This window comes from Streptomyces sp. AHA2 (assembly GCF_036857595.1).
Lineage (GTDB): Bacteria > Actinomycetota > Actinomycetes > Streptomycetales > Streptomycetaceae > Streptomyces.
In genome coordinates this window covers 1-12,215 of the sequence record NZ_JAUQWJ010000011.1, presented here as the reverse complement: position 1 = coordinate 12,215, position 12,215 = coordinate 1, and the positions used below count along the sequence as shown (strand labels likewise).

General features: G+C 72.9%; 9 protein-coding genes. 5 read left to right on the top strand and 4 right to left on the bottom strand.

Annotated features, from left to right (window positions below; translation table 11 throughout):
• Nucleotides 1-62: 62 nt before the first annotated feature.
• The 3 genes from Q5694_RS22245 to Q5694_RS22235 are packed head-to-tail and all read right to left on the bottom strand — an operon-like array spanning nucleotide 63 to nucleotide 3,109.
• Entirely contained in the window at nucleotides 63-944 is an 882-nt protein-coding gene (locus Q5694_RS22245) for an SDR family oxidoreductase (protein WP_333934977.1), read from the bottom strand.
• Nucleotides 945-981: 37 nt separating this feature from the next.
• Nucleotides 982-2,601 (bottom strand): phytoene desaturase family protein, encoded by a 1,620-nt coding sequence (locus tag Q5694_RS22240; RefSeq protein WP_333934976.1) that lies wholly within the window; start codon nucleotides 2,599-2,601, stop codon nucleotides 982-984.
• Nucleotides 2,594-3,109: an SRPBCC family protein gene (locus Q5694_RS22235; RefSeq protein WP_333934975.1), complete on the bottom strand. Its 516-nt coding sequence runs from the start codon at nucleotides 3,107-3,109 to the stop codon at nucleotides 2,594-2,596. The genes Q5694_RS22240 and Q5694_RS22235 overlap by 8 nt, the downstream gene beginning before the upstream one ends.
• A 616-nt stretch (nucleotides 3,110-3,725) precedes the next feature.
• Here Q5694_RS22235 and Q5694_RS22230 point away from each other — a divergent pair.
• Entirely contained in the window at nucleotides 3,726-5,120 is a 1,395-nt protein-coding gene (locus Q5694_RS22230; RefSeq protein ID WP_333934974.1) for a glycoside hydrolase family 16 protein, read from the top strand.
• Nucleotides 5,121-5,214: 94 nt separating this feature from the next.
• Here the strand turns inward: Q5694_RS22230 and Q5694_RS22225 are convergent, their stop codons facing one another.
• Nucleotides 5,215-6,105 (bottom strand): helix-turn-helix domain-containing protein, encoded by an 891-nt coding sequence (locus tag Q5694_RS22225; protein ID WP_333934973.1) that lies wholly within the window; start codon nucleotides 6,103-6,105, stop codon nucleotides 5,215-5,217.
• 156 nt (nucleotides 6,106-6,261) lie between these two features.
• Here Q5694_RS22225 and tkt point away from each other — a divergent pair, with 156 nt between their 5' ends.
• From tkt to opcA, 4 genes are read left to right on the top strand one after another with little or no spacing between them, the layout of a single operon-like run.
• On the top strand, nucleotides 6,262-8,337 hold the full coding sequence (tkt, locus tag Q5694_RS22220; protein ID WP_333934972.1) for a transketolase: 2,076 nt from the start codon (nucleotides 6,262-6,264) through the stop codon (nucleotides 8,335-8,337).
• 19 nt (nucleotides 8,338-8,356) lie between these two features.
• Nucleotides 8,357-9,502, top strand: coding sequence for a transaldolase (tal, locus tag Q5694_RS22215; RefSeq protein WP_333934971.1), 1,146 nt, complete (start codon nucleotides 8,357-8,359; stop codon nucleotides 9,500-9,502).
• Nucleotides 9,499-11,172: a glucose-6-phosphate dehydrogenase gene (gene zwf / locus Q5694_RS22210; protein ID WP_333934970.1), complete on the top strand. Its 1,674-nt coding sequence runs from the start codon at nucleotides 9,499-9,501 to the stop codon at nucleotides 11,170-11,172. Before tal ends, zwf begins: the two co-directional genes overlap by 4 nt.
• Complete coding sequence (opcA, locus tag Q5694_RS22205) at nucleotides 11,169-12,104, top strand: glucose-6-phosphate dehydrogenase assembly protein OpcA (protein ID WP_333934969.1); 936 nt, start codon at nucleotides 11,169-11,171, stop codon at nucleotides 12,102-12,104. Before zwf ends, opcA begins: the two co-directional genes overlap by 4 nt.
• The last annotated feature ends 111 nt before the right edge of the window (nucleotides 12,105-12,215 follow it).

Here is a 12,215-nt window from a genome sequence, read left to right as displayed (position 1 = left end):
CTTCTCCCGTTCCCAGTGTCCGGCATGGGCCCGCCTGTCCGGGAGGGGCGGGCCACCGGCGTTCAGGAACGGCGGTGTGCCGCCAGGCGGTCGGCCTCGCCCCCGGCCCCGAGGGGCCCGGAGTACCGGGCCGGTCCCCGGGCCTCGAGCCGGGGCAGCGCGCGGCGGGCCACCCGCAGCACCACCGGCGGCAGCGCCGAGCGCACCGGCTGCGTCAGCCGCAGCCAGGCCGGCGCGTAGACGGCCGTGCGGCGGCGCTCCACGGCCCGCACCAGCCGGGCGGCCACCACGTCCGCCGGGTGCACCCGCCGGGCCGGCGCGGGCATGAGGGCGCGCAGTTCCCGCAGCACGTCGTACTGGTCGAAGTCGCGGATCATGTCCGTGTCGGTCCAGTTGATGTAGGCGACGCCCACGGCGACGCCCCGGTGCGCCACCTCCGCCCGCAGGGCGTGCGCGAAGGCCTCGACGCCCGCCTTGGAGGCGCAGTAGGCGCTCATCAGCGGTGCGGCGCCGATCGAGGCGAGGGAGGCGACCTGCAGGTGGTAGCCGGCCGTCTCGATCAGGTCCGGCAGGAAGGCGCGGGCCGTGTGCGAGCTGCCCGTGATGTTCACGTCGATCACGCGGCGCCAGGCGGCCGGGTCGGAGGCGAGGAACGCGCCGCCCTCGGCGATCCCGGCGTTGGCCACCACGGCCGAGGGGCGGCCGAGGGCGGACCGTACGGTGTCCGCTGCCGCGTGCAGCGCGTCGAGGTCGGTCACGTCCGCCTCGACGGCCAGCGACGGTCCCGGCAGGGACGCGGCGACCGCCTCCAGGGAGTCCTTCTCGTGTCCGACGAGCGCCAGCCGGGCGCCGCGCCGGGCGGTCTCACGCGCCAGCGCGGCGCCCACGCCGCGGGCGGCGCCGGTGATGACGACCGTGCGACCGGCCAGTGGGCTGCTGTGCATGGGTGCCTTCTCTCCCGGCCTGCTGCCGCAGGCCGGATCAGCGTCTGGTTCCGGTGCGGTCGCGGCGGGCCAGGAGCCGCTGCACGCCGGCCATCCCCGGGGCGCGGTGGCGGCGCAGCGCTGCCCGGGCCGCGTTGGCGCCGGGCGCGCCGTGCACGCCGCCGCCCGGGTGGGCCCCGGAGGAGGCGAGGTACAGGCCGGGCACGGGGGTCTCCGGGCGGCCGGTGCCCGGCAGGGGACGGAAGAAGAGCTGCTGGTGCATGGCGGTCGTGCCGCCGTTGATGGCGCCGCCGGCCAGGTTGGCGTCGAGCGACTGCAGGGTCGGGGGCGCGAGGATGCGGCGGTTGCGGATCAGCGCGCGGAAACCCGGCGCGAAGCGCTCCACCTGGCGTTCCATGCGGTCGGCCATCAGCTCCCGGTCCTTGGCGTCCCAGCTGCCGGTGATGCCCTCGTCGGCGGCGTCGGCCCGGATGTCGTGCGGGATGTGGGTGTAGGCCCAGGCCGACTCGGTGCCGTGCGGGGAGCGGGAGGCGTCGGAGGTGGTCATCTGCCCGAAGATCAGGAACGGGCGGTCCGGGACCTGCCGCATGGCGATTTGCGCGGCGAACCGGGTCAGCTCGTCCATGCCGTCGGCGAGGTGCACGGTCCCGGCCCGGGCCGCCTGCTCGGCCTGCCAGGGCACCGGGCCGTCCAGGGCCCAGTCGACCTTGAAGGTGGCGAAGTCCCACTGGAAGCGCCGCAGGTCCTCGAGCAGTTGCGCGGGCAGGTGCTCGGGTTCGACGAGTTCGCCGAACAGCGCGGGCACCGACACGTCCGCCAGCACGGCACGCCGGGCCCGCACGGCGTCACCGGCCGCCGTCAGCACCCCGAGGGCCCGGCCGCCGCGCACGACGATCCGCTCGACGCGCTGTCCGCACCGCACCCGGCCGCCCCGGCTCTCCAGGCGCCGCACCAGGGCCGCGGTCAGCGCGCCCGAGCCGCCGGCCGGGACGGGGAAGCCGTAGGTCTGTCCCAGCATGGCCATGAGCCAGCCGAAGCCGCCGCTGCCCGCCGACTCGGGGGCGAGGTCGGCGTGCAGCGCGTTGCCCGCGAGCAGCAGCCGGCCGCCCTCGCCGCGGAACTCCTCCTCACCCAGCCGCCGCACCGGCAGCACCAGCGAGCGGGCCATGCGCAGCCCCCCCGCCGCGCGCAGCCGCACCCCCAGCCGTGTCGCGGCGCGCACCGGCGGGAACGGGGTGAACAGGGCGTCGACGATGTCGCCGCGCAGGCTCTCCCACACGTCGTGCAGCCGCTGCCAGGCTTCGCCGTCGCCCGGTGCGAAGGCTTCGAGGGACGCGGCGGTGACCTCCGGGTCGCGGTCCAGCAGGGCGCAGCCGCCGTCGGAGAGCGGGTGCGCGACCACGCTGGGCGCATGGCTCCACCGCAGTCCGTGCTCCTCCAGGCGCAGCCCCGCCACGATGGGCGAGGCCGCGGCGAGCGGGTAGAAGGAGCTGAACATGTCATTGACGTAGTCGGGATGGACCCCTCGGTCGTGGCGCACCGCGCCGCCGGGTTCGGGCTGTTCCTCCAGGACCTCGACGCTCCATCCGGCGTCCGCCAGGACGTTGGCCGCCACCAGGCCGTTGGGGCCCGCGCCGATCACCACGGCATCAGGCACGGCCGGCTCCGTCCGCCCCGTGGGCCGCGGTCACCTGGCCGAGCGGGCGCCGGGCCTCGTGCTCGTCCTCGGCCTCGTCCGTGCCCTCGCACAGGCGGGCCAGCCGGGCCAGCATGGCGCGGTGGCGCAGCTGGATCAGGGCTTCGAAGCCGACGTTGTGCAGTCGGCCGCCCGCGCCGCGCAGGGGGTGTTCGTCCACGATGACGAGGCAGTTCTCACCCCAGGGCCGCAACTCGATGGCGATGCGCGCGGTGCCGAGGACGCCGGCCTTGGCCTCCAGCTCGAGCCGGCTGCCCTCCTCGCAGAAGCGGACCACCGTCTCGTTGTCCAGTTGCACCGGCCCGAGCCGGACCTGGTACTCGATGGCCGCGTCCTTGTGCGGCCACTGCCCGCGCACGGGGTGGGACTCGGAGGTGCCCACCACCCACTCCGCGTATCGGTTGCCGTCGGCGAGGACCTCCCACACCGCGCTGGGCGGGACTCGGATCAGATGATGGCGAACGGCCACGGAGACCTCCTGCTGCCTGGACCGGTATGTCCGTCGTCCACCACGGGTTCCCCGGCGCGCCCGGTTCAACAGCGCCGCTTCGTCCCCGCCTCGCCGTCCGGGCAACCGTCCCGGCCCGCCGGCTGTCCGACCAGACAGGACACCGACGGCACCCGTGACGGGGGAGAGACCGGTGACGGCAGGGACGGGCCGGGCCCGGAGGTGGGCTCGACGGCTCGGTGCACACCCCTGGCATCAGCACGGGCTGCGGCTGCCGCTCCTGGCCCTGCTCGCGGAGGTCACGGGGCTGGGCGCCGCCTGGGCGGGGCTGCCGTGTGCCGGATCGTCGACGACGTGGCGGGCTGGTACGTGAACAAGTGGTCCTCGGCCCGGACGAATCGAGCGCCAAGAGTTCCGGCCGACCGCCGGCCGGGCCCCGCGGCCGGGTGACTCACTGCGGCCTCCAGGCACCGCCCACACCGGCCCCCGTTCGCGCCGTGCAGCCGGAAAACGGTTGCGCACTTTCCTGGCTTCACCTCTTGACGGCCCGCGCACGGCGGAGCACATTGGCGGCACTTTGAGAGCGCTCTCATCCATCCTCCCCAGGCGCTCTCCCTCCCCGTACCGAGAGGCCCCCATGAGCGAAACCTCCGGCACCTCCCCCAGACCCCGGCGCCTGCGGCGGGCGCTCGTCGCCGTCGCCGGCACCCTCGGCCTCGCGGCGGCCGCCGCCGGCGTCGGCGCGCCGTCCGCGAGCGCCTCCGCCCCGCCTCCCCCGTCCGGCTGGACGCAGGTGTTCGTGGACGACTTCAACGGCCCCGCCGGCAGCGGCGTCAACACCTCCGACTGGCAGTACGCCACCGGCAAGGGCTACCCGGGCGGCCCCGCCAACTGGGGCACCGGCGAGATCGAGACGATGACGAGCAGCACCGACAACGTCTCCCTCGACGGCAGCGGCAACCTGCGCATCACGCCCCGCAGGGACGCCTCCGGCAACTGGACCTCCGGCCGCATCGAGACCAGGCGCACCGACTTCCAGCCTCCCTCCGGCGGCAAGCTCCGCGTGGAGTCGCGCCTCCAGGTGCCCAACGTCACCGGAGCCGCCGCCAAGGGCTACTGGCCGGCGTTCTGGATGCTGGGCGCGCCCTACCGCGGCAACTACTGGAACTGGCCGGCCGTCGGCGAGCTGGACATCATGGAGAACACCCAGGGCATGAACACGGTGTTCGCCACGATGCACTGCGGCACCTCACCGGGCGGTCCCTGCAACGAGACCAGCGGGATCGGCGGTTCGACCACGTGTCAGGGCACGACCTGTCAGGCCGGGTTCCACACCTACCGCATGGAGTGGGACCGCTCGACGAGCGTGGAGGAGATCCGCTTCTACCTCGACGGCGTCAACTTCCACACGGTGCGCGCCAACCAGGTCGACGCCACGACCTGGCGCAACGCCACGGACCACGGCTACTTCATCATCCTCAACGTGGCGATGGGCGGCGGCTTCCCCGACGCGTTCGGCGGCGGGCCCGACGGCGGCACGCAGCCCGGGCACGCCATGGTCGTCGACTACGTGCAGGTGCTGTCGTCCGGCGGGGGCACCACCCCTCCGCCGACCGGCAACCGCGACGCCTACGGCACCATCCAGGCCGAGTCGTTCGACGGCCAGTCCGGCGTGATCACCGAGACCACCTCGGACTCCGGCGGCGGCCGGAACATCGGCGCGGTCGCCAACGGGGACTGGGTGCAGTTCAAGGGCGTGAACTTCGGCTCCACGGCGGCCCGGCAGTTCAGCGCCCGGGTGGCCGGCGGCGGGGCGAACGGGGTCAGCGGACTGGTGGAGGTGCGGCTGGACAGCCGGAGCAACGCGCCGGTCGGCAGCTTCGCGGTGGGCAACACGGGCGGCTGGCAGTCGTGGCGGACGATCCCGGCGAACATCAGCGGCGTGACCGGGACGCACGACGTCTATCTGACCTTCTCCAGCGGCCAGCCCGCGGACTTCGTGAACGTCAACTGGTTCACCTTCGCCCGCTGAGCCAACCCGCGAGGGGCCCCACGCGTGCGTGGGGCCCTATCGCGTGCAGGGCCCCTCTTCGCCCTCACGTGCGCGGCAGCCCTCACGGCCGTTCTCAGCGCAGTTCCGCCCGGAACGCCGCCGGGGTCCGGTCGGTGTGCTGGTGGAAGAACTTGGAGAAGTTCGCCGCGTCGGGGAAGCCGACCGCCGCGCCGACCCGGCCGATGGGCAGGTCGGTGTGGGCCAGGAGCCGCTTGGCCTCCAGGACGACGCGCTTGTCGATGAACGACTTGGGGGTCTCGCCGGTGGCGGCCCTCACCGCGCGGACCAGGGTGCGCCGGGAGTAACCGAGCGCGTCGGCGTAGGCGCTGACGCTGTGGTTGGACGCGAAGTCCCGCTCCACGGCGTCCCGGAAGAGGGTGAACGTGGAGTCGGAGCGCTGCCGCAGCGCCTCGGCCGAACTGGCCGCGAGGTGCGCGAGCCGCAGCAGGAACGCCGTCAGGCAGTGGCGCAGCACGGCGGTGTGCAGGCCGAGCGGCAGCGTGGCGGTGTCCTCGTACTCGCGCCGCAGCTGGTCCAGCGCGGCCCGCAGACCGGCGAGTTGCCCCGGGTCGGGGTGCAGCAGCGGCGGCAGGTCGTAGCGGTACAGGCCCGTGGCCTCGACGGTGGAGCGCGGCAGGAAGCCGGGTTGCATGGTCAGCACCGTTCCGCGGTACTCGCTGCCCGGCGAGAAGCGGTGGACCTGCCCCGGGCGGATCCACAGCAGGTCCCCGGCGCCGGCCTCGTACTCGGTGAAGTCGACCATGTGCCGGACCGGGCCCTCGCCGAAGAGCAGGACGACGTGGAAGTCGATGCGGTGCACGCGTTCCAGCGGCACGCCGGATGCCCAGGCATCCCCCATCGACCCCATCGACGCGACCTGCACGCCGACACCGCCGACGCTCAGTTCGACCGGGAAGGGGAACGTTGCGATCCCGTCGCCGCCTTGGTGGGTTCTGTCCGCCATGTCCGCCTCGTGCCGCCCTGTTCGAACGGCGTGCCGCCGCCCGGTGTCCCACTTTCACCACAGGCTGACACACCGCGACCTTCCCTGGAAAAAGTCAGACTTTTAACTTTGAACACGTCAGAGCACATCTCCGCCCCCACCGAGGAACTCTTGAAGATGAGCACGCACCCAGCGGACAGCTTCGAATGGACCGAACTCGACCGGCGTGCCGTCGACACCGCCCGTCTCCTGGCGGCGGATGCCGTGCAGCGGGTCGGCAACGGGCACCCGGGCACCGCGATGAGCCTGGCCCCGGCCGCCTACACGATCTTTCAGAAGGTGATGCGTCACGATCCCGCCGACCCCGAGTGGGCGGGCCGTGACCGCTTCGTCCTGTCCCCCGGCCACACCTCACTGACCCTGTACACGCAGCTCTACCTGGCGGGCTACGAGCTGGAGCTGGAGGACCTGAAGGCCTTCCGCACCCAGGGTTCGCGGACGCCGGGCCACCCCGAGTACGGGCACACCGCGGGCGTGGAGACCACCACCGGCCCGCTCGGCCAGGGCGTCGCGAACGCCGTCGGCATGGCGATGGCCGCCCGCTACGAGCGCGGCCTGTTCGACCCGGACGCGCCCGAGGGGGAGTCGCCCTTCGACCACACCGTCTGGGCGATCGTCTCCGACGGCGACCTCCAGGAGGGCGTCTCGGCGGAGGCCTCCTCCCTCGCCGGCCATCAGCGGCTCGGCAACCTGGTCTTCCTCTACGACGACAACCACATCTCCATCGAGGGCGACACCGCGACCGCCTTCTCCGAAGACGTGCTGAAGCGGTACGAGGCCTACGGCTGGCACGTGCAGCGGATCGCGCCGCGGGAGGACGGCGACATCGACGTGCCCGCGCTGTACGCGGCGCTGAGGGCGGCGCAGGCGGAGACCGGACGTCCCTCGATCATCGCGCTGCGCACGATCATCGCCTGGCCCGCGCCGAACGCCCGGGACACCGAGGCCTCCCACGGCTCGGCGCTCGGCGAGGAGGAGGTCGCCGCCACCAAGCGCCTGCTCGGCTTCGACCCGGAGCGGTCCTTCGAGGTCGCCGACGAGGTGCTGGCCCACACTCGCGGGGCCCTGGACCGGGGCGCCGAGGCGCACGCGGACTGGGACAAGCGGCTCGCCGCCTGGCGCGACGGCAACCCGGAGCGGGCCACCACGTACGACCGTGTCAGCAAGGGCGAGCTGCCCGAGGGCTGGGAGGACGCCCTGCCGGTGTTCGAGGCCGGCCGGGCCGTCGCCACCCGGGCCGCGTCCGGCAAGGTCCTGCAGGCCCTCGGCGGGGTGCTGCCCGAGCTGTGGGGCGGCTCGGCCGACCTGGCGGGCTCCAACAACACCACCATCGACAGCACCAGCTCCTTCCTCCCGGAGGGCAACCCGCTGCCCGGCGCCGACCCGTACGGGCGCACCGTCCACTTCGGCATCCGCGAGTTCTCCATGGCCGCGGAGATGAACGGCATCGCCCTGCACGGCAACACCCGCATCTACGGCGGCACCTTCCTGGTGTTCTCCGACTACATGCGCAACGCGGTGCGCATGTCGGCGCTGATGCAGCTGCCGGTGACGTACGTGTGGACGCACGACTCCATCGGTCTGGGCGAGGACGGCCCGACGCACCAGCCGGTCGAGCACCTCGCCTCGCTGCGCGCGATTCCCGGCCTGAACGTCGTCCGCCCGGCCGACGCCAACGAGACCGCCCTCGCCTGGGCCGAGATCCTGCGCCGGCACACCACCGCCCCGGCGCCGCACGGCCTGGCCCTGACCCGGCAGGGGGTGCCGACGTACGAGCCCGACCCGGACGTGGCGCGCGGCGGCTACGTGAGGTTCGAGGCGGAGGGCGGCACGCCCCAGGTGATCCTGATCGCCACCGGCTCCGAGGTGCAGCTCGCCGCGCAGGCCCGCGAGCGTCTCCAGGCGGCCGGCGTGCCCACCCGCGTGGTGTCGATGCCGTCCGTGGAGTGGTTCGAGGAGCAGCCCCGCGCCTACCGCGAGAGCGTCCTGCCGCCGTCCGTGAAGGCCCGGGTGGCCGTGGAGGCCGGCATCGGCCTGACCTGGCACCGGTTCACGGGCGACGCCGGGCGCATCGTCTCCCTGGAGCACTTCGGCGCCTCCGCCGACGCCGGGACGCTGTTCGCCGAGTACGGCTTCACCCCCGAGAACGTCGTCGCCGCCGCGCGGGAATCCCTGGCCGCCGCACGCGGTTGATCCGGCCGTACGAAAGAAGATGATCACAGTGACCGAAGCGACCGCACCCGCGGGAGCACTGCAGCGCCTGTCCGACGAGGGCGTGTCGATCTGGCTCGACGACCTGTCGCGCCGGCGGATCGAGTCCGGCGGCCTCGCCGCACTCGTGGCGAGGCGGAACGTCGTCGGCGTCACCACCAACCCCTCGATCTTCCAGGCCGCCATCGGCTCCGGCGCCGGTTACGAGGAGCAGCTCGCCGACCTGGCGGTGCGGGGCGTGGGCGTGGACGAGGCCGTCCGGATGCTGACGACCACCGACGTCCGGGCCGCCGCCGACGTCCTGCGGCCGGTGTACGACGCCACCGGCGGGCGGGACGGCCGCGTCTCCATCGAGGTCGACCCCCGGCTGGCCCACGACACGGCGGCCACCGTCGCCGAGGCCCGGCAACTGGCCTGGCTGGTGGACCGCCCCAACGTGATGATCAAGATTCCGGCGACGAAGGCGGGCCTGCCCGCGATCACAGAAGTGATCGGAGCGGGTATCAGTGTCAACGTGACGCTGATCTTCTCCCTGGAGCGCCACCGCGAGGTCATGGAGGCCTACCTCGCGGGGCTGGAGCGGGCCCGGGCGGCCGGGATCGACCTGTCGGCCGTCCACTCGGTCGCGTCCTTCCTCGTCTCGCGGGTCGACGCCGAGATCGACAAGCGGCTGACGCTGCTGGGCACCGCCGAGGCCCTCGGCCTGAGGGGCCGGGCGGCCCTGGCCAACGCCCGGCTCGCCTACGCGGCGTACGAACAGACCTTCGACGGGGAGCGCTGGCGGGACCTGGAGCGCGCCGGAGCCAACCGGCAGCGCCCCCTTTGGGCCTCCACCGGTGTGAAGGACCCCGCGTACGAGGACACCCTGTACGTGGACGGACTCGTCGCCCCCGGCACGGTCAACACCATGCCGGAGGCCACGCTGAACGCCGTCGCCGACCACGGCGACGTCCGGGGCGACACCGTCACCGGCGGTTACGACCGGGCCCGCGCGGACCTGGCGGCTCTCGAACGGCTCGGCATCGCATACGACGAGGTGGTGCGGCAACTGGAGGACGAGGGAGTGGCCAAGTTCGAGGTGGCCTGGCAGGAGCTGCTGGACGCGGTCACCAAGTCCTTGAACAGCGAGGGAGTTGACGCGGAATGAGCGAGGACATCCACCGGACGGCCGAGCAGGAGACCAAGGGGACCAAGGAGGAGAAGCAGGCGCCGGCCGCCCAGGAGGCGGCGGGCGCCGAGGCGACGGGGGTGAGCGGCCAGGAGCGGGCCGCCCCGCCGGCCCGGCACGCCGACGCGGACTTCGACAACCCCCTGCGCGACGCCCAGGACCGCCGCCTGCCCAGGATCGCGGGCCCTTCGGGGCTGGTCATCTTCGGTGTCACGGGCGACCTGTCCCGCAAGAAGCTGATGCCGGCCGTGTACGACCTGGCCAACCGCGGCCTGCTGCCACCGGGCTTCTCCCTGGTGGGCTTCGCCCGCCGGGACTGGGAGGACCAGGACTTCGCGCAGGTGGTGCACGACGCGGTCAAGGAGCACGCGCGCACCCCGTTCCGCGAGGAGGTCTGGCAGCAGCTCGCCGAGGGCATGCGGTTCATTCCGGGCGACTTCGACGACGACTCGGCGTTCGAGCAGTTGCGCTCCGCCGTGGAGGAGCTGGACGCCTCCCGGGGCACCAGCGGCAACTACGCGTTCTACCTCTCGGTGCCGCCGAAGTTCTTCCCCAAGGTCGTCGAGCAGCTGAAGAAGCACAAGCTGGCCGACGCACCCGAGGGCTCCTGGCGGCGCGCGGTCATCGAGAAGCCGTTCGGGCACGACCTGAGGTCGGCCGAGGAGCTCAACCGCATCGTGCACGAGGTGTTCGACCCGGAGCAGGTCTTCCGCATCGACCACTACCTGGGCAAGGAGACCGTCCAGAACCTGCTGGCGCTGCGCTTCGCGAACCAGATGTTCGAGCCGATCTGGAACCGGTCCTTCGTGGACCACGTGCAGATCACCATGGCCGAGGACATCGGCATCGGCGGCCGGGCCGGCTACTACGACGGCATCGGCGCCGCCCGGGACGTCATCCAGAACCACCTGCTGCAGCTCATGGCGCTCACCGCGATGGAGGAGCCGGCCGCGTTCGACGCCCCCTCGCTGCTCACCGAGAAGCTGAAGGTCCTCAAGGCGGTACGGCTCCCGCAGGACCTCGGGACCGCCACCGTGCGCGGGCAGTACGCGGCGGCCTGGCAGGGCGGCGCCAAGGTGCGCGGCTATTTGGAGGAGGACGGCATCGACCCCGCCTCCACCACCGACACCTACGCCGCGATCAAGCTCCAGGTGGACAACCGCCGCTGGGCCGGTGTGCCGTTCTACCTGCGCACGGGCAAGCGGCTCGGACGCCGGGTGACGGAGATCGCGGTCGTCTTCCAGCGGGCCCCGCACTCCCCCTTCGACTCCACCGCGACCGAGGAGCTCGGCTCCAACGCCATCGTCATCCGCGTCCAGCCGGACGAGGGCATGACGGTCCGCTTCGGCTCGAAGGTGCCCGGCACGTCCATGGAGATCCGGGACGTGACCATGGACTTCGCCTACGGCGAGTCCTTCACCGAATCCAGCCCCGAGGCGTACGAACGGCTGATCCTGGACGTCCTCCTGGGCGACGCCAACCTGTTCCCCCGTCACCAGGAAGTGGAAGAGTCCTGGAAGATCCTCGACCCGATCGAGCAGTACTGGGCCACGCACGGCCGGCCCGCGCAGTACGCCTCGGGGAGCTGGGGACCCGAGGAAGCCGACGAGATGCTCGCACGAGACGGACGGAGCTGGCGCAGGCCATGAAGATCGACCTGACCGACACCACGGCAAGCAAGATCAACAAGGCGCTGGTACAGGGCCGCCGCGCCATCGGCACACCCGCGGTGGGCATGGTCCTGACGATGGTGATCGTCACCGACGAGGAGAACGCCTACGACGCGATCAAGGCCGCCGAGGAGGCTTCGCACGAGCACCCCTCGCGCACCCTGGTCGTCATCAAGCGGCACGCCCGCACCCCGCGCGACCGCCAGTCCTCCCGGCTGGACGCGGAGGTCCGGGTGGGCGCCGACGCCGGCACCGGGGAGACGGTGATCCTGCGGACCTACGGCGAGGTGTCCGAGCACGCCGACTCCGTCGTCCTGCCGCTGCTGCTGCCGGACGCGCCCGTGGTCGTGTGGTGGCCGATGGACGCCCCCGAGGTGCCCTCGAAGGACCCGCTCGGGGCGCTGGCCCAGCGGCGCATCACGGACCTGTACGCCGTCGCGAACCCCCTGGAGGTTCTTCGGAGCCGGGTCCGCTCCTACGCTCCCGGCGACACCGACCTCGCCTGGACCCGGCTGACGCCCTGGCGGTCGATGCTGGCGGCGGCGCTGGACCAGGCCCGGGCGAAGGTGATCTCGGCGGCGGTGGAGGCCGAGGCCGAGAACCCGGCCGCCGAACTGCTGGCCCGCTGGCTGGAGGCCCGGCTGCACGTCCGGGTCGACCGCGTGGTCACCGCCGGGCCGGTCGTCACGGCCGTACGCCTGGGCACCGAGAACGGCGAGATCGTCATCGACCGCCCCGAAGGGCCGCTGGCCACCCTGTCGCTGCCCGGCCAGCCGTCCCGGACCCTCGCCCTGAAGGTCCGTGCCACCTCCGAACTCATCGCCGAGGAGCTGCGGCGCCTCGACGCGGACGAGATGTACGCCATCGCCCTGAACGGCGAGGCAACCGAGGAGACCCCCGCCCATGTCTGACTCCCCCGCCGGCACCCCCCGGCTCACCGAACTGCCCGAGTGGACCGCACTGGCCAAGCACCGCAAGGAACTCGACGGCGTCGGGCTGCGCGAGCTGTTCGCGTCGGACCC

Bases quoted from the DNA above. Each gene is read 5' to 3' on its own strand.
- Q5694_RS22225 (WP_333934973.1), bottom strand. From the start codon at position 6,105: ATGGCGGACAGAACCCACCAAGGCGGCGACGGGATCGCAACGTTCCCC.
- opcA (WP_333934969.1), top strand. From the start codon at position 11,169: ATGAAGATCGACCTGACCGACACCACGGCAAGCAAGATCAACAAGGCG.
- Q5694_RS22230 (WP_333934974.1), top strand. From the start codon at position 3,726: ATGAGCGAAACCTCCGGCACCTCCCCCAGACCCCGGCGCCTGCGGCGG.
- tkt (WP_333934972.1), top strand. From the start codon at position 6,262: ATGAGCACGCACCCAGCGGACAGCTTCGAATGGACCGAACTCGACCGG.
- Q5694_RS22245 (WP_333934977.1), bottom strand. From the start codon at position 944: ATGCACAGCAGCCCACTGGCCGGTCGCACGGTCGTCATCACCGGCGCC.
- tal (WP_333934971.1), top strand. From the start codon at position 8,357: ATGATCACAGTGACCGAAGCGACCGCACCCGCGGGAGCACTGCAGCGC.
- zwf (WP_333934970.1), top strand. From the start codon at position 9,499: ATGAGCGAGGACATCCACCGGACGGCCGAGCAGGAGACCAAGGGGACC.